The following is a 21,623-nucleotide window of genomic DNA, read 5'->3' on the forward strand; positions in this document are numbered from 1 at the left end:
CTACTATAGGGTAATGCTATCCATATTATACAATAAGGGGGACTTTATAATGGGAAAATTACAAGATAAAGTGGCTATTATAACTGGGGGAGCTTCAGGAATTGGAGCAGCAACAGCTCGTTTATTTGTTGAAGAAGGCGCAAAGGTTGTTCTTGTTGATTTAAATGAAGAAAAGGGAAAAGCTTTTGAGGAAGAATTGAAAGTGCTAAATGCAGAAGCTTTATTTGTAAAAGCAAACATTACAAGTGAAGAAGAAGTAGCAAATATCTATAAACAAACAGTTGAAGCATTCGGTAAAGTGGATATTGTTTTCAATAATGCTGGTATTGGACGAGTTCAACCATCACATGAATTAGAATATTCTGAGTGGAGAAATACGGTTAATGTTGACTTAGATGGTGTTTTCTTAGTAGCACGCGAGGCGATCCGTGAATTCTTAAAAGCGGATGGTGGAGTAATCGTAAACACTGCATCTATGTATGGCTGGGTGGGATCACCAGGTTCAGCAGCCTATAATGCAGCAAAAGGTGGCGTAGTGAACTTAACTCGCTCATTAGCACTTGAGTATGCAGAACAAAATATTCGTGTAAATGCTCTTTGCCCAGGTTTCATTGATACTCCAATTATTCCTGAAGAAAGCAAAGAAGTATTACGTGGCATGACTCCAATGAAGCGTCTTGGACAAGCAGAAGAAATGGCTAAAGCTGTATTATTCCTTGCTAGTGATGATTCTACATTCATGACAGGAAATAGCTTAATCGTCGATGGCGGTTATACGGCTCAATAATAAATTTGCTCATCACCTTAAGGTGATGGGCTTTTATATTTTCGGGGAAATAGTATTCTAGTCTAACATTTTAAATATAGTTGTTGACGATATGGAGATTTTCTGCAATAATAACATTAATTTAATAACTGGTACCTTTAATTCAGTCCAGAGAGGCTGACAAGGACGGCGGGATTTTATTAAAAGACGTGGGGATACGTGTATAAACTTTCCCTGTGCTCTTTTAATAGATGAAGAGGCTAATTGTCAGGATACCTGGTAATTAGCCTCTTTTTTTTCTGCTTGCTTCTGGTATCAGAAATGATCATACAGGAGGAATCAATTATGAAAAAAATGGATTCAGAGTTCTCATGGCAAGCAGTTCCACAATCTAATCGAAACGGTTTTTGGAAGACATTATCCGTAATGCTAGGCCTAACGTTCTTCTCAGCAAGTATGCTAGCTGGTGGGGAAATTGGGATGGGCTTAACTTTTTCAGAGTTTATCATAATCGTGTTAGCAGGAAATCTAGCTTTAGGAATCTTTACAGGAACCCTCGCTTATATCGCATCGAAGACAGGATTATCGACACACCTTTTGGCAAAGTATGCATTTGGTGATAAGGGATCCTATCTACCATCCTTTTTACTAGGATTTACCCAAGTTGGTTGGTTCGGAGTAGGTGTAGCGATGTTCGCAGTTCCAGTTGCAAATGCAATGGACTGGAATGTGTACGCCTTAATATTCATCTTTGGGCTTGCAATGACAGCAACTTCAATTTTTGGCATGAAAGCACTGGTTATTTTAGGATTTGTAGCAGTACCAGCAATTGCAATTCTTGGTAGCTACTCAGCAGTTGAGGCAACCGAGTCCTTAGGTGGAATAGCGGCTCTAATGGAGTATAAACCAAGCGTATCCATCACACTATCAGCAGCACTTACGATTTGCATCGGTTCATTTATTAGCGCAGGAACGTTAACACCAGACTTTGCACGTTTTGCCAAAACATCACGCTCAGCAGTAATAGCAACAGTGATTGCCTTTTTCTTAGGAAACTCATTAATGTTCTTTTTCGGAGCAATTGGATCGATGTCTTATGGTTTAGCAGATATTTCTGAAGTAATGTTTCTACAGGGATTAATGATTCCAGCTATTATTGTACTCGGGTTAAATATTTGGACAACAAATGACAATGCCCTGTATGCTTCAGGCTTAGGATTCGCAAACATCACCAAGATTCCTAAAAAAGTATTCGTAGTTGTAAATGGACTAGTTGGAACCATACTAGCGATGTGGATGTACAACAATTTTGTAGGATTCCTAACACTTCTTGGAGCTGCGATTCCTTCAATCGGTGCCATCATTATTACAGACTATTTCTTTGTAAAGCGAAGAGAATATAAAGCTTTTGAAGAAATGACGTTTAAATCAGTAAACTGGGTTTCAATTGCGGCGTGGGGCGTAGGTGTAGCCTTTGCGCAAGTAGCACCAGGGATTACACCACTAAATGCACTACTAGGAACAGTGGTTATTTACTTCGTATTCATGAAAGTAGCGGACATAAAAAAAATTAAAGAAGCAAAGGTGATTTCAGTTGATTATTAAAAATGCAACCTTACGAGGAAAAGAAGGTCTCTGGCATCTCGTTATCAAAGAAGGTCAGTTTGAAAAAATTACTCAAGAACTAGGCGAAATAGAGGCAAATGAAGAAGTAATCGACGCAGATGGCTCACTTGTTTTGCCACCTTTTATTGAGCCACATATCCATTTAGATACAACATTAACGGCAGGCGAACCTGAGTGGAATCAAAGCGGAACTTTATTTGAGGGGATCCAGCGCTGGTCACAGCGTAAAGAATCCTTAACCCTTAAGGATGTAAAAACACGTTCGAAAACAGCACTAAAATGGCAAATTGCTCAAGGGATTGGGCATGTTCGTACGCATGTTGATGTTACAGACCCTAGCCTAACAGCATTGAAGGCAATGCTTGAGGTAAAAGAGGAAATGAAAGATTATGTAGATATTCAGCTTGTTGCCTTTCCTCAGGAAGGAATTTTATCTTATCCGAATGGAGTGGAATTGCTTGAAGAAGCAATGAAAATGGGTGCGGATGTCGTTGGTGGTATTCCTCACTTTGAATTCACCCGTGAATATGGTGTCGAGTCAATGAAGATCGCCTTTGATTTAGCAGAAAAGTATGATCGATTAGTTGATATCCATTGTGACGAAATTGATGATGAACAATCAAGATTTGTTGAAGTTGTAGCAAAGGAAGCCTATGAGCGCGGAATTGGTACTCGTACAACAACAAGCCACACGACAGCGATGGGTTCATACAATGATGCGTATACGTACAAGCTTTTCCGATTACTAAAGCTTTCTAATATTAACTTTGTGTCAAATCCACTTGTGAATATTCACTTACAAGGTCGATTTGATACGTATCCAAAACGTAGAGGTCTTACTCGTGTTAAAGAACTACTAGAAGCAGGACTAAACGTGAGTTTTGGCCATGATGATATTTTTGACCCATGGTATCCACTAGGAACGGGCAATATGCTACAGGTTCTTCATATGGGAATCCACGCTTCACAATTGATGGGCTATGAGCAAATTGTGAATTCCATTGATTTGATTACGACAAACAGTGCTAAGACACTGCACATTGAAGATCGCTACGGAATTGAAGAAGGAAAGCCGGCAAACTTCATCGTCATGTCAGCAGAAAATGAATATGAAACAATCCGTAAACAAGCGAAAGTTCGCTACTCATTTAGAAATGGAAAAATCATTGCAGAAACAAAGCCAAGTGAAACAATGATTACATTGGATCAAACAGAAGCAGTAGATTTTAATCGATGAAATGAGAAGGGGCATCCACCGACTGGATGCCCCTTTTGAATTATGCTTGTCCCATTTTTTGCGGACTATCATCATTTTTATGGATTGTAACTTGATGAGGAAATGGTATTTCAATTCCATTTTCGTCAAAGGCCTCTTTAATGGCTTTTCGAAGCTGACGCTCGACTCCCCAATGTTCCCCATTTTCTGTCTTGGCAATAACACGTAGAACCACATCTGATACTCCAAGTGCTTGAACTCCGATGACATTCGGACCTTCAACGATCATAGGATTTTCGGCAGCCACTTGGTTACAGACTTCTTGCATCACGGTTATGGCTTTATCAATGTCTTCCCCATAGGCAATTCCGATATCTACAAGGGCACGCATATTTCCGCGGGAATGGTTACTTACACTTGTAATGTCGCGATTCGGAATATAATGTAAGGTTCCATCAAAGCCGCGAATTTGTGTGGTTCGTAAACCCACTGCCTCTACAACGCCATCAATAGCTCCGATGGTGACATAATCGTTAACATCAATTTGCTTTTCTAATAACAAGAAAAAGCCTGTCACAACGTCACTTACCAGACCTTGTGCACCAAAACCAACCGCTAGTCCAACAATCCCAGCACCGGCGATCAGGCTTGCAACAGGAATATTAAAAATGCCAAAAATGGACGCAACTAACATAAAGATTAATGCATATGAAAGTATATTCTCCATAAGCCTTTGAAGCGTATGAGCGCGCCCTAAGGTAATGTTTTGTTTATCCTGTAATTTCGTAAAGGTTCGGTCAATCACTTTGTTTCCAATCTTTTTTACAATGAAAAATGCAATAAAGACCCCGATTAATTTTAAAATGATGATACCGGTATTCAGGAGTAGAGCCTCCCAATTGATATCGAGAAAATCAAACAAAAATATCATCCTTCCTTGTGTCATGAACCACAGGGACGGTTCTCTTGGTTTACGAACCAGGAGAACCGTCCCCATGGTACTTATTTTTGTTTAGTAAGAGAATACCACAAATCACAATAAGGAAACACATTTCAGAAGAAAAAATCCCCTGTTTGAGTACAGGGGATTTGGTAGTCCTTATTTTGTATAGTTATCAAAGTAACCTTGGATATAGATGAACGGGGTACCTTTGTCTCCGCTTCCTGATGTTAAATCAGATAGAGAGCCAATCAGGTCAGTTAGTCTTCTAGGTGTTGTACCTTGTGCTTCCATTTGTCCGACAAGGTCTCCTTCTTTATTTTTAATGAACTCAGAGATTGCCTTTTTAAGTTCTTCACCTTTTAAATCAGCAAAATTATTATCAGCAAGATATTTTAATTTAACCTCATTTGGTGTACCTTCAAGGCCAGCTGTGTAGGCAGGTGAAACAACTGGGTCAGCAAGCTCCCAAATTTGTCCTACAGGGTCTTTAAATGCACCGTCACCGTAAATCATAACCTCTACCATTTTACCAGTTTTCTCTTTGATGATTTCCTGGATTTGATCTACAACTGGTTGGCAATTACGAGGGAAGAGCTTCACACTTTCCTCAGTTGCTTTGTTAGAACCAAGTAAACCATAGTTTTCATTATAGCCACTGCCGTCGATTGATTCTGAAAGAATATTATCAAGGCTATAAATTTTTTCTCCGCCGTTTGCCTTTAAAATTTTCTTTGTACGGAATCTTGTGTGAATGTCACAAGTTAGCACGCTCTTTGTATAGTCTAGGATCGTTCTTGGGTTATTTGAGAAGATGACTTCACATTCAACGCCGTATTCCTCAACCAGCGATTTATAATAATCAATGTAATCTACACCTGTAAAAGTGTGTTTATTATGTCCGAATAGTTCACGGAACTGTTGCTCTGTTAACACATCCGTCCAAGGATTCACGCCTTTTTCATCAAGTAAATCAAGATCCACTAGGTGGTTACCTACTTCATCAGATGGATAGCTTAACATAAGGACGATTTTCTTCGCGCCCTTTGCAATTCCACGAAGATTGATTGCAAAACGGTTACGGCTTAGGATTGGAAAAATAACACCGATTGTGTCATCACCAAATTTTGATTGTACATCCTTTGCAATATGGTCGATTGTCGCATAGTTTCCTTGAGCACGAGCGACAATAGATTCTGTGATCGTTATGATATCTTTATCTTGAATCGTAAAGCCTTCCACCTCAGAAGCGGTTAATACAGTATCAACAACGATTTGCTCGATGCTGTCACCTGTATTGATGATTGGGCCACGTAAACCCCTTACAACTGTTCCAACTACTCTTTCCAAAACAATCACTCCTACATGCTGATAAGTTTTTATGTAAATATTATCTACTAGTACTATACATCTATCATGTGATATAAGTAAAATTAATATATCTAATAATGGGTATAAGGAGTATTAATATGGTAGGTAAATTAGATTTATATAAGGTTTTTAGTGTGGTCGCTAAGAATGGGAGCTTTTCCAAGGCTGCCAAGGACCTATTTATGACACAGCCTGCAGTTAGTCAAGCGATGATGCAGCTAGAAAGAGAATTGGATATAAGACTGTTTAACCGTACACCTAAAGGGGTTACTTTGACAGATGAGGGAAATCTTCTATTTGAATATGTTCATTCGGCAATGAATCTCATCAATGTTGGTGAGGAAATGATTTTGGAATTTAAGAATCTAACAAAAGGGGAATTAAGAATAGGTGTGGGTGATACAATATCGAAATATTTTTTGCTCGCATTTTTAGAAACCTTTCATACGGAATATCCCAATATAAAGTTTAAAATTGAAAATGGGACAACCCAGGAACTTATTTCCTTATTGAAGTTGGGTGAGGTTGATCTCGCGATTTGTAACTTTCCGGTTAGTGACCCTACCCTAGCACAAATACCATGTATGGATATTCATGATATTTTTGTGTGCGGAAAAAACTTTAAAGAACTTCTACATAAAACCGTAAATGTATCCGACTTAGTAGAGTATCCGTTAATATTTTTGGAACCAAAATCCATTTCGCGAAAATATGTCGAGGAATATTTATTGTCAAAAGGATTAAGGATTTCGCCCGAGTTTGAACTCGGTTCCCATGATTTATTATTGGAGTTTGCTAAAATAAATCTAGGTATTGCTTGTGTCACGAGAGAATTTTCGCAAGAATATTTAAAAAGTGGCATCCTACATGAGGTAAAGCTTAAAGAGCAGATCCCAAAACGGAGCATTGGAATCTGTTACGTTAAAAATGTTCCATTATCACCAGCATCAACAAAATTTGTTGAGATTATTAAAAAGGATGGGTGATGAAAGGGATGGTTCCCAAAGAACCGTCCCTAATCTACCTAATCCACATAATAAATCTGGGAATTGGTAGCATCAAGGCAGTAAAGCCTTCCTCCGTATGCACAGCCACCATCAATACCAATGATGTTATTTTCTCCAAAATAAACTTCATTACTCTTATGTAGATATTTGGTTGGTGTATGACCAAAAACAACGGTCTTATGACCGGTGTAGCCATTGTGAAATTCCTCGCGAATCCAGACTAATAAATGGGGGTCAGTTGATTCTAATGGTGTTTCAGGATGAACCCCTGCATGAACAAAAATATGAGTTTCTGTTTCATAGTAGTATGGAAACTCCTTTAAAATTTCTAAATGTGGGTGGATTTCTTTGTTTATTTGAAGAAGATTAGGCATCTCCTCCGTCGTGTACCAATATTTTGCATCATCCTTTTCAATCTGATAGCCGTAGTTTTGTAAGGTTTTAATCCCGCCATTGTAAAACCATCGTTTGACACTCATTGAATCAGCGCGGAAGGCTTCCATCATCATCTTTTCATGATTACCTATCAACGCAATTGCTCCTTTTTCGCGTAATTCAATTACTCTATCTAAAACAGCCCTTGAGTGTGGTCCTCGATCAACATAATCTCCCAACAACAAAAGTTGGTCTTCCTGATCATTGTAGTTTACTAGTTCCAACAGCCGTTCAAATTTATCTAAATCACCATGAATATCACTTATCGCAAGCATTCGTCTCACTCAACACACAACCTTTTTACAATAATAGGTTCTTCTATTTTAGCACACCCTACGTCTTAGTGAGGAATACCCATTTCGTATAAATTTTTCAAGGTGAAAAGATACTAAAAGCGATCAAACTGGAAAGAGTGTGGCGCTAATGAACATAAGAAAACCGTTATCAGTTGCAGTTATTTTTTGTCTTTCATCAATTATTGTGTTTGGGATTCTTGCCTATTTTGTTCATATCCATGATGTGCTGTATTTTGATAGTCAAGTGATAGGTTTGGTTCAGGGGATGGAATCAGTGGGATTAACTTTGCTAATGAAGTTCCTTTCGTTTATCGGATCTGCACCAGTCGTCATTGTTTTATCCCTTATTATTTTGTATTTCCTCTATAAAGTTTTGAAGCATCGTCATGAGTTGGTTTTGTTTATAGGAGTGATGGTCGGTTCTCCAATCTTGAACATCTTACTAAAAGGACTATTTGAAAGGGCAAGACCAGATTTCCACAGATTAGTCGAAATCTCTGGTTATAGCTTTCCGAGTGGTCATGCGATGAATGCTTTCACATTTTTCGGTATTTTCACATTCTTGTTATGGCGCCATATTCCAGTAGTGTGGGGGAGAACAGTACTTCTCATATTTAGTGGAATTATGATAGTAGGGATTGGGATCAGCAGAATATATTTGGGAGTTCATTATCCAACTGATATAATAGGTGGATATTTTGCAAGTGCTACATGGCTTGGATTTTCAATATGGACTTTTCAGTGGTTCAAAGATAGACAAGCCGTCAAGGACACGAGACTACAAACGGGTTGATACCGGATGGAGGATGATTCTAACCATTCCCTACACTTTTCAATTGTCGAATCTTAGGGAAAGGTTTTAATTGAAAATGAAAGCGCTATCAATTATAATGAAGTCAGGTGGATGACATGTGTGGTCATCATGGTATTTGGCGAAGGTGGGGCCGATACTGTAGTGGAGTAACACGTTAAAATGCTTTATTTTAAAGTGTATTATTAAAAAGGGACCATTTAATTCAGGATGCGAATTAAATGGTCCCTTTTTGCGTTGGGTTAACTAATCAAGTCAGCCTCACTAATAAGTACAAGATACTTAGTCAATAAACAAGGACTGCACGTTATGAAATGAACCAAATTTACAAATAATATTTTTATCAATATCTTTTGTGGTTCTTGTCCAAGTCAAATGATATTAAAATAGTTTATACGGACCAATAGATAGATTAAACTAGTACGATGGAACTAAATACCAGAACTTACATTTATTATTTAAAGTATTTTGATATAATTTTATTTTCTGAAAAGTGTTGCTTTTGGATATTTTGTGTGATATATTAGTTCCTATCAAGTTGATGTTTGTAAGCAAGTGAGTTTACTAGTATAATTTTTTATGCTCTAGATGTATTCGGAGAATTAAGTGTCTAGAGTGTTTTAGGAGGAATAGATATGTCATCGAGAGATTCATTTAGCAATGTAATTGCAGTCGGGTTTATGTTGTTTGCATTATTCTTTGGAGCAGGGAATTTAATCTTCCCGGTACAATTAGGTCAGTTAGCTGGAGACAATGTCTTTACAGCGAATCTTGGTTTCATCATTACAGGAGTAGGGTTACCTGTTCTTTGTATACTAGCATTAGCATTCTCAGGTAAAAGTGATTTGGAGTCTTTAGCGGGACGAGTTAATCCTATATATGGTATTTTCTTTACTGTTGCATTATATTTAACAATCGGTCCTTTTTTTGCAATTCCAAGAACGAATACAGTTGCTTATGAAATTGGGATCGTTCCATTCTTAGAAAATCAAACGAGCTATCTTCCGTTATTTCTATTTACAATTGTGTTCTTTGGGGTAACATTATTCTTTTCTTTAAAGTCTAGTAAGATTGTTGATATTGTTGGGAAAATGTTAACACCGATACTATTAATCGTAATTGCTATTCTTATTATAGCGGCATTCGTGAATCCGATTGGTGCGATTCAAGAGCCAACAGAAACCTATATGTCAAATAGCTTCTTTAAAGGTTTCCAAGAAGGTTATAACACAATGGATGCACTTGCAGCGTTTGTATTTGGTATTATCATTATCAACATCATGAAGCAACGTGGAGCAACTTCAAAAAAAGAAATCATGATTTCAACAGGTAAAGTTGCATTAGTAGCAGGGGTTTTACTAGCAGTTATCTATTCTTCACTTGCATTCTTAGGTGCAACAAGTGTTGAAGGGCTTGGATTCTTAGATAATGGTGGATCAATACTATCTGCTGCTTCTCTACACTTCTTTGGTTGGTATGGTAAAGTTATTCTTGCAGTGATTGTTATCGCAGCATGTTTAACAACAAGTATTGGACTTATTACATCTTGTGCGTCTTATTTCACAAAATTAATTCCAGCTCTTTCTTATAAGAAGTGGGCCGTTATCTTTACATTATTTAGTGCTGTGATTTCAAATTTCGGTTTAAATACAATTATCAGTTTTTCTATACCAGTTTTAGTTGCTCTATATCCATTAGCAATTTGCTTGATGGCATTGACATTCTTACACCCACTATTCAAGGGACGTAAGGAAGTATACCAAGTCAGTATTTTAGTTACATTGATCCTAAGTGTTAATGATGGATTAAATGCAGCAGGTGTAAAAATTGCTGCTTTAAATGACTTTTTAGCATCAGTTCTTCCATTATACTCAGTAGGATTGGGCTGGATTGTACCAGCAATAGTCGGTGGTGTAATTGGCTATTTAATTAGTATCATTAAACATGGTGCTCTTAACCCGGAGCCAATTAAAGAATAACAGGAAAGGCTACTTATAACATAAAGTTGTAAGTAGCCTTTTTTATGTAAGTAGCTTAGCTTTGTGTTAAATATATATCTTGTTATAATAGAAAGTAGGATTGTTACTGGTAAAGCAGGCAAAACCTAAGTAAGGTGTTTCTGTTTTAGGGGACAGTTTATTTAGGTTTTTTCATTTTATACGAAAGAGGGATTTGGGATGAAATTGATTGCTTCAGATTTAGATGGGACTCTATTAAACGATAATCATAAAGTAAGTGAGGCAAATGTACGCGCGATTCAAAAGGCAATGGATAAAGGGGTAAAGTTTGTTGTTGTAACAGGAAGGTCTTATGATGCTGCTAACATGCCTCTTGAAGAAGTAGGGATTACTTGCCCAATTATTACCTTGAACGGCGCTAGTTCTTTTGATATAAACGGGAACGTTTTGCGTGATATTCCAATGAATAAATCGGTTTGTAAAAAAGTATACACAGCATGCCATAATGGTGAAATGTATACGGAGTTCTTTACCAACAAGGGCTTGTTTTCTTTTGGAAGAGAGAGGTTTATTGAACGGATGACTAGATGGTGGAAAACAGTCAATCCAAATTTTACAGATGAAGAAATTAATCAAAAAATTGAAATGCGTTTCCAAAATGAGAGTGTTCAGTTTATTGAAGGTTATGAACAATTAGAGGCCATCGATGATCTGAAAATTTATAAACTTTTAAGCTTTGCGGACGATGAGGAAAGACATCAGCAGGTGTATAATGAGCTAAAAGACGAGACCGGAGTGGTAATCACTTCTTCTGGTTACTTAAATCTGGAGTTTAACCATCCAGAAGCTATTAAGGGCTTAGCCCTTGCAGATTTAGCAAAAAGCATGGGGATTGAAATGAAGGATGTCATGTCAATGGGAGATAACCTAAACGATAAAAGTATGCTCGAAATGGCAGGTCGTGGTGTTGCCATGGGGAATGCCGATAAAGAAATAGTAGACATCTGTAAATTTCATACAAAAACAAATGAAGAAGATGGGGTAGCTTTCGCAATAGAAGAGATGCTAAAAGAGTATTATTATTAAAATTTACAGGCATATGTAGGGAATCTATTTGGGCACGGGGTGGATGCATGAAAATCGAAAAGGTTTTAAATAACAATGTTGTGATGTGTAGAAATGAACTGGATCAAGAAATAGTGGTCATGGGCAAGGGCTTAGCTTTTCAACGAAAGTCTGGAGATACTATTGATGCTTCTAAAATTGAGAAAACATTCATCTTACAAAAGCATGGGATTACCGAAAAGCTTGCCAAGTTACTTGAAGATACATCAGAGCTGTATTTAAGCATTTCCTCCAAAATATTAGAATATGCAAAAACTCAGTTACCTCATAAACTAGATGATTACCTATATGTTGCTTTAACAGATCACCTTAGTTTTGCCATTAGTAGGTATAAACAGGGTATTCAATTGAAGAATGCCCTACTATGGGAAATTCGAAAATATTATAGACCAGAATTCCAGGTTGCATTAATAGCATTGGAAATTATTGAGAAAGAGACGGGTATCAGGCTTGATGAAGACGAGGCTGCGTCAATTGCTCTACATTTGGTGAATGGGCAACTCGAAGGAGAAAATATGGGAGCAGCCGTTCAGATTGCACAGATGGTAAATGATATACTAAACATAGTGAAAGATCACTTTGATATGGAGCTTGATGAGACTTCAGTGAACTATGAACGATTTGTAACCCATCTTCGCTTCTTTGGAATGAGGTATATGCGCAAGGAAAGATTATCTGATTCCATTGAAGATTTTTTCCATAAGCAGATCAAACTTAAATATTCAGAAGCTTATAAATGTACGAAGAAGGTTTCGAAGTTTTTAAAGACAGAGTTTGGTTGGAAGATTTCCAAGGAAGAAGAAGTTTATTTGACCGTGCATATTCATCGAGTCACAAATCGACATAAAAATCTGTGATCATGTAGGTTGGAAGAGAACTGCAACCGCATGAAACGCGAAAAAGTAAATTTATGAAAGGGGTTCAACAATGGGCAAGTTTACCGGATATGTTGGTACTTATACAAAAGGGGACAGCAAAGGAGTCTATACGTTTACTTTAGATACAGACGAGCAAAAAATAGAGGATGTAAAGCTTGCAGCAACTTTAGGAAATCCTACATATGTAACAGTGAGCCAGGATAATCGTTTTCTTTACTCGGTTATAAAAGATGGAGAATCGGGTGGAGTTGCGGCTTACTCTATCGATAGCCAAACAGGCGATTTAAAGCCAGTAAACAATTATGTTTCAGAAGGGGCATCACCTTGTCATGTCAGTGTAAATCAGGCAAATAACCAAGTTTTAACGGCTAACTATCATAAAGGCACAATTGAGCTGTATTCAGTTAACAGTCAAACGGGACGAATTGAATCTTCCCAATCGGTTGCTGCACATCAAGGTAAGGGGCCACATGAAAGACAAGAAAAGCCTCATACCCATTTTTCAGGATTTACTCCAGATGAAAGATATGTGGTGGCGGTTGATTTAGGCATTGATAAGCTCATCACATATGCAGTAGAGAATGGATCATTACAAGAAGTAAGTAGTTTATCGGTTCGGCCAGGAAGCGGGCCAAGACATATTGCTTTCCATCCTAATGGGAAACATGCATATCTGATGACAGAAATAAGCAATGAAGTGGTTGCTTTAGCCTATGACAGTAGCAATGGAAGCTTTACGGAACTTCAATATACTTCAACCATTCCTGAGGACTTTACTGAAAACAGTCAAGGTAGCGCTATACATATTTCAAAAGATGGGAAGTTCGTATATGCGGCTAACCGTGGACACAACAGTATTGCTGTTTTCCAAGTGAATGAGGCAACAGGGGAGTTAACATTAGTAGAAATGGCTTCGTCAAAAGGGGATTGGCCGCGTGACTTTGTATTTGATCCAACAGAAAAATTCATCGTGGGCTCCAACCAGGAATCAAGTAACCTTGTGTTATATGCGAGGGACGAACAAACGGGAAAATTAACACTAATTGATTCAGATATCACTGTACCATACCCAGTCTGCGTGAAGTTCTTACATACTTAAATATAGAGGAGGGCCTGGAAAATATACCAGGTTCCTTTTTTTTGAATTTCGGGTCTATTCTATGTAAGCGTTTTAGTATAAAATGATTATAATAGAATAATAGTTTATATCATTCCGGTAAAAGTAAACGCTTACGAGTGATATTTGTTAAAGGGAGTTTTGGGCTATGAAATATAATCAAGTTAGACGAAGTGATGGCGGTACAAGAAGAGAATATGTCTACTCCTATCTAAATGAAAAAATTATAGATTTTTCTTTATGTCCGGGTTCTCCGATTTCAGAAAGTGAGATTGGGACTCAACTAAGTGTTAGCAGAACACCGATAAGAGAAGCTCTAATGCAGCTTGCAAAAGAAGGATTAATAGATATAAAGCCACAGATTGGGACATTTGTATCTTTAATCGATCCGAAACATATTGAGGAATCGAGATTTATGAGGAAAGCTGTAGAGCTTGCTGTGATTCGTGAAGCAACGGAAAAACTAACTCCTGACTCATTATATAAATTAGAAAAATGCTTAACCATGCAGGAAATTGCCTTACGGGAAGAAAATGAAAAGGACTTTTTAGCTTATGATGATGAATTTCATGAACTCATTTATAAAGGGTTAGGGATGGACCGTATTTGGAAAGGAATCGACCAAATGAACGGGCAGTATAAGAGGGTTCGGATGCTTCGACTTATCACAACCAAGGCTGCGGATTGGGAGACTGTTTTGGATGAACATAGAGCTATTTTTAATGCACTTAAATGTAAGGATGTTGTTGCGGCAGAGGAGGTTGTAAATGAGCATATCACAAAAGGTATTGCTCATTTGTATGAATTTAAGAAGGAACAACCTGAATATTTTAAGAAAGAAAGTATCTTAATTTAGTTCCATTTCCTCGTGATTTTGGAATGGGATTAAATAAACAAAAATAGAATAATTTAGCTAAAAACCCACTCATCCCTAAGGTAGAGTGGGTTTGTCTTAATCCATTTCCTTTCGAAGTTCTTCCATTTTACGGATTATCAAGGGATAAAAATATTTCGTGGCGCTTGTTGTGGAGTTGCCGCCGAAAAATCCAGTTCCTGGACAGGTTTTCACATTATAGTCAGGCCCTTTATCCAGCACTCTTTCGCCGTTTCGCAAATCCCACCAATGATGGTAGGTAATACTGTCAATGGAAGGAGTTAATCCAAATTTAAGGCTGAGAGCGGCATTGACATAGATGATTGTGTCGCTTTGTTCTTTCGTCATCACATCATGACCAATATCAAAATTTCCAAGGTGTTCAATTGCGATACCGACAGAGTTAGCCTTACTACCAATTGTGCCTTCTGGGACAATATGTAATGGCCTTGAGACAGCAACCTTCCCATCTGGAAAAGTCGTAATATTTTGGGCGATATGCTTCCAGCCCATCTGATTCTTATGATAATTTTCCATACCGGTTAAAAGCCCAAAATGGTTGGAGCCGTTAAACCGACTATAGTCTGGGACCCATGTATGATGCTGCTGGATAAGGCTTATTTTTCGTTTAATCTTCTGATTGAAGAGCCAATCTTTAAATTCTTCTTTTGTCATTAAAATGTGTTCCCCTTGCATATTCAACCTTCTCGGTGCAATTTTGAGAATCTGTCCTGGAACGACTTTTTCGGTTGAAAGCTTGTTTGTCGTTTTAATCTGCTCAGGGGATGTGTGAAATTTGGAAGAAATCTTCTGCAAGGTATCGCCAGCTACAACCTCATAGGAAATCGGAACCCATAGCTTCTGTCCGACAACAAATAAATCTGATTGAATCCCATTGGTGATTTTTAATTCCTCCACAGAGGTTTCAAACTTTTTTGCAATCCCAGTTAATGTATCCCCTGCTTGGACGACATACATATTTTCAGTGCTATTTGCTCCTACATCCGTAGGGAGGAAAGCGATAAAGGTAAAGAAAAAAACTCCAATTACAAATACTATCCTTTTTATCATGGCTCGTTCCTTTCATAACATGTTAGTATTAGTTTGTAAAAGAAATCTAATATTATGCTTTTTAGGTATTTAGTGTAGGTTCTTTTCAATTTTTAGAGGAAATTAGTGACAGAAAGCGAAGTAGTACTACGAAGTATATAGTATAAATCCGTCTTCACTTAGGAAGAAGGCAGCGGGCGGCAAGGAGGAAAAAGTCATGCTAGAGTTTGAACCATACATAGATCAATTTGCAAGAATAAAAGTAATAGGTGTTGGCGGTGGTGGAAATAATGCCGTGAATCGAATGATTGAAGCAGGGGTAGAAGGCGTTGAATTCATAGCAGTAAATACAGATGGACAAGCACTTAATCAATCAAAAGCAGAAATCACCATTCAAATTGGAGCATCTTTAACGCGGGGACTTGGTGCAGGTGCCAATCCCGAAATAGGAATGAGAGCCGTTGAAGAAAGCAAGAAAGAGATTGAGGATGCTTTAAGAGGAGCGGACATGGTCTTTGTCACCGCTGGAATGGGCGGTGGTACTGGTACTGGGGCTGCTCCGGAAATTGCAAGAATCGCTAAGAAGCTAGGCTCATTAACAATAGGGGTCGTAACAAGACCGTTCCGATTTGAAGGCCGTAAGCGTGCTGTTAATGCAGATGCAGGAATTGATGCAATGAAGGAAGCGGTTGACACCTTAATTATCATTCCAAATGAGAAATTATTGGAGATTGTCGATAAGCGTACACCGATGATTGAAGCCTTCCGCGAAGCAGACAATGTTCTACTTCGAGGGGTACAAGGGATTTCTGATTTAATAGCGGTACCAGGATTAATTAATCTGGATTTTGCTGATGTAAAAACAGTCATGTCACACAGAGGAACAGCTTTGATGGGAATCGGTATGGCAAAAGGGGACGGTCGTGCAGTTGAAGCCGCTAATAAAGCAATCAATAGTCCACTTCTTGAAACTTCTATCAGCGGAGCACGCGGTGTCATTTTAAATATTACAGGCGGAAGAAACTTAAGTCTATTTGAAATACAAGAAGCTGCCGACGTAATTTCATCAGCAACACATGAAGATTTAAACATGATCTTTGGATCAGTCATTAATGACAATTTAAAAGATGAAATTATTGTAACGGTAATTGCGACAGGATTTACTGAAAATTAAAGAGAAGAGGCACCCCTTTTGGAGGTGCCTCTTTCCCTTTTACGGAAGTAGATAACCAGCAGCTTGAAAAATACTGTACCAATCTTCACGGGATAACTGAACTTCACTTGCTTTCACGGAATCCTTTAATCGCTCTATATTCATGGTCCCAATAACCGGCTGCATGTTAGCTGGATGACGCAATAGCCAAGCAATTGCAATGGTCGTATTAGATACACCGTATTTTTCTGCAATTTCATCGATTTTTTGATTTAATTCTGGGCATTTTTCATTACCAAGAAAAGGTCCTTCAAAATAACCATATTGAAAAGGTGACCATGGTTGAATGGTAATGTCATTCAATCGGCAAAAATCAAGGACATCTCCATCACGATTAATAGATTGATCAATTTGCATATTAGCTGTAACGCCACTTGCAATCATGTGGGCATTTGGGATGCTTAATTGCAGCTGATTTGCAACAATTGGCTGCTTCACATATTTTTTTAATAACTGTATTTGCATCGGCTTTTGGTTAGATACTCCAAAATGACGAACCTTCCCTGAGGATTCTAACACATTGAATGCTTCTGCAACCTCTTCAGGCTCAACGAGGGCATCTGGACGATGTAAAAGTAGAACATCAAGATAGTCCGTTTTAAGTCGTTTTAAGATTCCATCAACGGAATTAAGGATATGTTCTTTTGAAAAATCAAACATTCCTTTTCGAATGCCACATTTGGATTGAAGAATAATTTTCTCTCTCACATCATCATTCATATGTATTGCATCTGCAAAAATTTCTTCACAAGTGCCACTACCGTAAATATCGGCATGATCAAAAAAGTTTGCTCCGTTCTCTAATGCCGTTTGCACGAACGCTTCCGCCTCAGGCTTCTCCAATGAGTTGATTCTCATACACCCTACTGCCACAACTGGAACCTCTAGTGAACTGGTGCCTAGTTTTATTTTTCGCATTGTGTAAAACCTCCAAGTTATAATATAGGACTGTTATTACTGTTGCCTATTTCTAGTCTACATATTTCGCTTTTGATTGGAAAGTATAGAAAAAAGGAGGTTTTGTGATGAAACGAATGAAACGTTTATTCATGCTGTTATTATTAGCATTTCCGATGTTTTTCTTAGTGGGTTGTGGGGATGACGAAAGACCAGAGGAAGGCGAGGACATCGAGGAGATCGAAGAGGAAGATGAAATCGGTGACGGCGAGATAGATGATGAGTAGAATGTAAAAAGGAGCTCCCCCTTAACTGGGCGGAACTCCTTTTCTAGTTATGCAGTTGTTGTTGCTGTTTTAGTATCTTTTTTCTCGTTGATTCGTTTTGTTAGGAATGGTATTGCAAATCTATCTACACCGTAGTAGTATGTTGCAGCGCCTGCGAATAAGAGAATAACTGCTAAAGTGTAAAGTACTGGGTTTGTGCTAACTGTTCCGGCAAGTAAGAAGTTCAAGTTCATGAATGCACCTGCAATTAATGCTGGGATTGTTGCAGCACCTAGGATTAATCCAAGGCCTACTAGAACTTCGCCCCATGGAATGAGTACGTTAATAATTTCAATGTTTGGAACGGCAAAGCCTTCTAGGAATGTTGCGTACCAGCCTGCTACTGCAGGGTGTTCGCCACCAGCCTTTGCAAGTGCTCCTTGTAGGAATCCGCCTGCGTCGAATCCTCCTGTTAATTTATGAAAACCAGCTTCTAGCCATTGAATACCTAACCATACACGTAATACTGTCCAAATAACTGCCATTTTAGGTCCTTTTAAGAATGTTCTCATCTTAATCTCCCCTTTTATTTTATATTGTGAAATTATTCACAAGTTGTTTTAAAAAAATATGATTGCTTTAGCTGCCAGCTTTTGTAGTTAGTTTGTGAAGTTCTTCACTAACTTTCTACACTCTTAATATACAGCGGATTTGCAATTAAAGCAATAGGCTTCACAAATATGACACAATTGTTTTTTGGTGGGATTTTCAGAGTCAGTTTTATAGTTTTATATAGGGAAGTAAGATATATAAGAAAATTTCAATAAGGGAAAATTTTTCAAAAAGTGTTTGACTTTGGGTATTTTACATTCTATAATCCATTTATAAAGTAAAACTAGAACGTATTAATTTAATAAAGACTCTTATCCAGAGCGGTGGAGGGACATGGCCCTACGAAACCCGGCAACCTTCAAGATTATTCTTGAAAAGGTGCTAATTCCATCAGGTAAAATTACCTGAAAGATAAGAGGAGGAAAAAGCCCTCTTCTTACTGAAGAGGGCTTTTTTCATCGTTTGGGTATGAAAGTTAGATGTTGTATTAGTACTAATCCTAGTTTTCCTATAAAAATACTGGAGGTATATACATGAAAAAAATAAGCGTTATCTTAACTGCTGTATTACTTTTGATCGGAATTGTAGGCTGTTCGAACAGCTCAAGTAAAGCTAGCCAAGGAAATGAAAAACCAGAAAAAATTACATTAGATTATGCCTTTTACTCGCCTACAAGTCTTGTGCTAAAAGAGTTTGGGTGGGCTGAGGAAGCATTCAAAGAAGAGGGAATTAAGGTTGAATTTGTTTTAAGTCAAGGAAGTAATAAAGCACTAGAATTTTTAAATAGTGGAAGTGCGGACTTCGGTTCATCTGCAGGGGCAGCAGCTCTAATGGCTAAAGCAAAGGGAGCTCCAATTGAATCGGTGTATATTTACTCAAAGCCAGAGTGGACAGCATTGGTGGCAAATAAAGATTCAAAGATTCAAAGTATAAGTGATTTAAAAGGGAAAAAGGTTGCTGCAACAATCGGAACAGATCCTTATATTTTCCTATTACGTGCCTTAAATGAGGAAGGATTAAGTCCATCAGATGTTGAGATCGTTAATCTACAGCATGGAGATGGAGCGGCAGCGTTATCTTCTGGTCAGGTAGATGCATGGTCAGGGTTAGATCCTCATATGGCAAGAGTTGAATTAGAGACGGATGCGAACCTTTTTTACCGCAATGCAGATTTTAATACGTATGGAACTTTAAATGTGCGTTCTGAGTTTGCGGAAAAATACCCTAAGTACGTTGAAAAAGTTATTGAGGTCTACGAAAAGGCTCGTAAATGGGTCCTAGAAAATCCAGAAGAAACAGCGGAAATTTTGGCAAAGTCCGCAAATATTGATATTGAAGTTGCAAATAAACAATTAAATGAACGAAATGATTTTTCTAATCCTGTTCCTGGTGAAATACAAATTGAGGCATTAACAGAAGCAGGTAAGGTCCTTCAAGCACAGGACATCATCGGAAAAGATGTTGAATTGGAACAACTAGTTGAAGAATTGATTAATCCTACGTTTGCGGAAAACGTAATTAAATAATAGAGGTTAGTGCCTCTTTCAAAACGGCACTCCCTTGTGATAGGAGAGGGTAAAATGAGCACAAAAGGCGGAGCGTTGACTAGGCAAATTAAGGTGAAACAAAAGCGTGAGTTTGTATTATCGGGAAGTGTAAAAGTAATTCTACTTGGGAGTATCATCCCTGCTATTTTAATCGTGGTTTGGCAATATTTAAGCCATATTGGTGTCCTTGAAGGGCATCTTATGCCAGCACCAACGGTTATCCTTGCAAAAATCATTGAATTTGCTGGGGATGGAAGTCTTTGGGGCCATATTGGCATTACTTTATATCGAATCTTTTTTGGTTTTGTAATCGGGGTTGTTGCTGCTGTTATCTTTGGTTCATTGGTCGGCTATTTTAGAATTGCTGAACAGTTACTAGACCCAATGATTCAGGCTTTCCGTTCGATTCCGTCCCTTGCTTGGGTACCTCTTTTTATCCTGTGGATGGGGATAGCAGAACCATCAAAAATTACACTAATCGCTGTTGGGGTATTTTTTCCGGTTTATTTAAATATCGTGTCAGGCATTCAGGGTGTTGACCGAAAGTTGATTGAGGTAGGGAAAATCTATAATTTTTCAACGTTTGAGTTAATTAGAAAGGTTATATTGCCTGCATCCCTTCCTTCTTTTCTAGTTGGAATCCGAAGCGGGTTAGGGCTAGGGTGGATGTTTGTCGTTGCAGCTGAATTAATGGGCGCTAGTCAGGGGATTGGATATTTGCTTGTTGTTGGCCAAAACTCCTATTCTCCTGAAACGGTTATCGCAAGCATCGTACTATTTGCGATTTTAGGTAAAATATCAGACTCGATTTTGAAGAAAACAGAGGAAAAAACACTTCACTGGCAGGACAGCTTTGTGAAGTAGACCCGAAAGGATGAATAAAGATGCTGGCAGTTCAAAATGTCTCTAGAACCTTTTCGAACGGTGCGACAGGGTTTAAAAATATTAATCTTGAAACAAAACAAGGTGAAATTGTGGGTGTACTAGGTACGAGTGGGTGTGGAAAAAGCACCTTATTGCGTGTCCTAGCTGGATTAGATTCCGATTATACAGGTACGGTGAAAATAAGTGGTGACATCATTAAGTCCGTTCATGAGAAAGTTGGCGTTATTTTTCAAGAGTCACGTTTAATGCCATGGTTGACAGTATTAGAAAATATCTCATTTGGTTTAAAGAATGATAGTAAGAAAAAAAATGAAAAAGCCCAGGAATATGTAAAGTTAGTTGGATTGCAAGGATTTGAAAATCATTATCCAAAGGATATCTCCGGTGGGATGGCACAACGAGTATCGATTGCTCGTGCACTTATTACGGCACCAGAAGTTTTACTATTAGATGAGCCATTTAGTGCACTTGATGCATTTACAAAAATGCAGTTACAGGATTTACTACTAACAATCTGGGAGAAATACAAATCTACGATGATCGTCGTTACCCATGATATCGATGAAGCACTTTATTTATGTGACCGGATTGTTATTTTAAAAGGGCAGCCGGGTGAAGTCTATCAAACGATTCAAATTAATGATCCAAAGCCTAGGTCCCGTGGGGATATAAAGTTGGCACAATTGAAGGCAGAAATATTATCTCTATTAAGCTAAAGAAAGGGGAGAGTTGA

Annotated in this window: 20 protein-coding genes, 1 pseudogene and 1 riboswitch; of the genes and pseudogenes, 15 read left to right on the top strand and 6 right to left on the bottom strand. The window is 38.1% G+C overall.

Annotated features, from left to right (window positions below):
• Positions 1-49 precede the first annotated feature (49 nt).
• The 3 genes from CKJ95_RS00395 to CKJ95_RS00405 all read left to right on the top strand — a co-directional run bounded on the left by CKJ95_RS00395 (position 50) and on the right by CKJ95_RS00405 (position 3,629).
• Positions 50-787: an SDR family NAD(P)-dependent oxidoreductase gene (locus tag CKJ95_RS00395; RefSeq protein ID WP_099351435.1), complete on the top strand. Its 738-nt coding sequence runs from the start codon at positions 50-52 to the stop codon at positions 785-787.
• A gap of 324 nt (positions 788-1,111) precedes the next feature.
• On the top strand, positions 1,112-2,371 hold the full coding sequence (gene codB, locus CKJ95_RS00400; protein WP_099351436.1) for a cytosine permease: 1,260 nt from the start codon (positions 1,112-1,114) through the stop codon (positions 2,369-2,371).
• Positions 2,361-3,629, top strand: coding sequence for a cytosine deaminase (locus CKJ95_RS00405; protein WP_099351437.1), 1,269 nt, complete (start codon positions 2,361-2,363; stop codon positions 3,627-3,629). Before codB ends, CKJ95_RS00405 begins: the two co-directional genes overlap by 11 nt.
• A 40-nt stretch (positions 3,630-3,669) precedes the next feature.
• On the opposite strand, the gene CKJ95_RS00410 is transcribed toward CKJ95_RS00405, so the two are convergent.
• Complete coding sequence (locus CKJ95_RS00410; protein ID WP_099351438.1) at positions 3,670-4,530, bottom strand: mechanosensitive ion channel family protein; 861 nt, start codon at positions 4,528-4,530, stop codon at positions 3,670-3,672.
• A 177-nt stretch (positions 4,531-4,707) separates the two neighbouring features.
• Entirely contained in the window at positions 4,708-5,898 is a 1,191-nt protein-coding gene (locus CKJ95_RS00415; RefSeq protein ID WP_099351439.1) for a coenzyme F420-0:L-glutamate ligase, read from the bottom strand.
• A gap of 119 nt (positions 5,899-6,017) precedes the next feature.
• Between CKJ95_RS00415 and CKJ95_RS00420 the strand changes: the two genes are divergently transcribed.
• Positions 6,018-6,905, top strand: a complete 888-nt coding sequence (locus tag CKJ95_RS00420) for a LysR family transcriptional regulator (RefSeq protein WP_099351440.1) — start codon at positions 6,018-6,020, stop codon at positions 6,903-6,905.
• A gap of 38 nt (positions 6,906-6,943) precedes the next feature.
• Here CKJ95_RS00420 and CKJ95_RS00425 read toward each other — a convergent pair whose 3' ends face one another.
• Positions 6,944-7,645: a metallophosphoesterase family protein gene (locus CKJ95_RS00425; RefSeq protein WP_099351441.1), complete on the bottom strand. Its 702-nt coding sequence runs from the start codon at positions 7,643-7,645 to the stop codon at positions 6,944-6,946.
• Between the two features lie 139 nt (positions 7,646-7,784).
• Here CKJ95_RS00425 and CKJ95_RS00430 point away from each other — a divergent pair, with 139 nt between their 5' ends.
• The 6 genes from CKJ95_RS00430 to CKJ95_RS00455 all read left to right on the top strand — a co-directional run bounded on the left by CKJ95_RS00430 (position 7,785) and on the right by CKJ95_RS00455 (position 14,402).
• A complete protein-coding gene (locus tag CKJ95_RS00430) occupies positions 7,785-8,450 on the top strand; it encodes a phosphatase PAP2 family protein (RefSeq protein ID WP_180271376.1) in 666 nt (221 codons plus the stop codon).
• Positions 8,451-9,103: 653 nt separating this feature from the next.
• A complete protein-coding gene (gene brnQ / locus CKJ95_RS00435; RefSeq protein ID WP_099351442.1) occupies positions 9,104-10,447 on the top strand; it encodes a branched-chain amino acid transport system II carrier protein in 1,344 nt (447 codons plus the stop codon).
• Positions 10,448-10,645: 198 nt separating this feature from the next.
• Positions 10,646-11,512, top strand: a complete 867-nt coding sequence (locus tag CKJ95_RS00440) for a Cof-type HAD-IIB family hydrolase (RefSeq protein ID WP_099351443.1) — start codon at positions 10,646-10,648, stop codon at positions 11,510-11,512.
• A 47-nt stretch (positions 11,513-11,559) separates the two neighbouring features.
• A complete protein-coding gene (licT, locus tag CKJ95_RS00445) occupies positions 11,560-12,408 on the top strand; it encodes a BglG family transcription antiterminator LicT (protein WP_099351444.1) in 849 nt (282 codons plus the stop codon).
• 70 nt (positions 12,409-12,478) lie between these two features.
• Positions 12,479-13,528 (top strand): lactonase family protein, encoded by a 1,050-nt coding sequence (locus CKJ95_RS00450; protein WP_099351445.1) that lies wholly within the window; start codon positions 12,479-12,481, stop codon positions 13,526-13,528.
• 166 nt (positions 13,529-13,694) lie between these two features.
• The gene (locus CKJ95_RS00455; RefSeq protein WP_099351446.1) at positions 13,695-14,402 is read left to right on the top strand and encodes a GntR family transcriptional regulator; all 708 of its coding nucleotides are present in this window, start codon (positions 13,695-13,697) and stop codon (positions 14,400-14,402) included.
• A gap of 96 nt (positions 14,403-14,498) precedes the next feature.
• Here CKJ95_RS00455 and CKJ95_RS00460 read toward each other — a convergent pair whose 3' ends face one another.
• The gene (locus CKJ95_RS00460) at positions 14,499-15,491 is read right to left on the bottom strand and encodes a LysM peptidoglycan-binding domain-containing protein (RefSeq protein WP_099351447.1); all 993 of its coding nucleotides are present in this window, start codon (positions 15,489-15,491) and stop codon (positions 14,499-14,501) included.
• 196 nt (positions 15,492-15,687) lie between these two features.
• On the opposite strand from CKJ95_RS00460, the pseudogene ftsZ reads away from it, so the two are divergent.
• Positions 15,688-16,641 (top strand): annotated as a pseudogene (ftsZ, locus tag CKJ95_RS00465) (cell division protein FtsZ); the annotation flags it as partial.
• A gap of 42 nt (positions 16,642-16,683) precedes the next feature.
• On the opposite strand, the gene CKJ95_RS00470 reads toward ftsZ, so the two are convergent.
• A complete protein-coding gene (locus tag CKJ95_RS00470; RefSeq protein WP_099351449.1) occupies positions 16,684-17,601 on the bottom strand; it encodes an aldo/keto reductase in 918 nt (305 codons plus the stop codon).
• A 107-nt stretch (positions 17,602-17,708) separates the two neighbouring features.
• Between CKJ95_RS00470 and CKJ95_RS23250 the strand changes: the two genes are divergently transcribed.
• Positions 17,709-17,867, top strand: a complete 159-nt coding sequence (locus CKJ95_RS23250; protein ID WP_180271372.1) for a hypothetical protein — start codon at positions 17,709-17,711, stop codon at positions 17,865-17,867.
• Between the two features lie 47 nt (positions 17,868-17,914).
• Here CKJ95_RS23250 and CKJ95_RS00475 read toward each other — a convergent pair whose 3' ends face one another.
• Positions 17,915-18,418: a DoxX family membrane protein gene (locus CKJ95_RS00475; RefSeq protein WP_099351450.1), complete on the bottom strand. Its 504-nt coding sequence runs from the start codon at positions 18,416-18,418 to the stop codon at positions 17,915-17,917.
• A gap of 348 nt (positions 18,419-18,766) precedes the next feature.
• Positions 18,767-18,876, top strand: a riboswitch (SAM riboswitch).
• A gap of 115 nt (positions 18,877-18,991) precedes the next feature.
• On the opposite strand from CKJ95_RS00475, the gene CKJ95_RS00480 reads away from it, so the two are divergent.
• The 3 genes from CKJ95_RS00480 to CKJ95_RS00490 are packed head-to-tail and all read left to right on the top strand — an operon-like array spanning position 18,992 to position 21,606.
• Positions 18,992-19,984: an aliphatic sulfonate ABC transporter substrate-binding protein gene (locus CKJ95_RS00480; RefSeq protein WP_099351451.1), complete on the top strand. Its 993-nt coding sequence runs from the start codon at positions 18,992-18,994 to the stop codon at positions 19,982-19,984.
• A 54-nt stretch (positions 19,985-20,038) separates the two neighbouring features.
• Positions 20,039-20,869, top strand: coding sequence for an ABC transporter permease (locus tag CKJ95_RS00485; protein ID WP_099351452.1), 831 nt, complete (start codon positions 20,039-20,041; stop codon positions 20,867-20,869).
• Between the two features lie 20 nt (positions 20,870-20,889).
• Positions 20,890-21,606, top strand: coding sequence for an ABC transporter ATP-binding protein (locus CKJ95_RS00490; protein ID WP_099351453.1), 717 nt, complete (start codon positions 20,890-20,892; stop codon positions 21,604-21,606).
• Positions 21,607-21,623: the final 17 nt, after the last annotated feature.

Source organism: Fredinandcohnia onubensis (assembly GCF_002734285.1).
Taxonomy (GTDB): domain Bacteria; phylum Bacillota; class Bacilli; order Bacillales; family Bacillaceae_L; genus Ferdinandcohnia; species Ferdinandcohnia onubensis_A.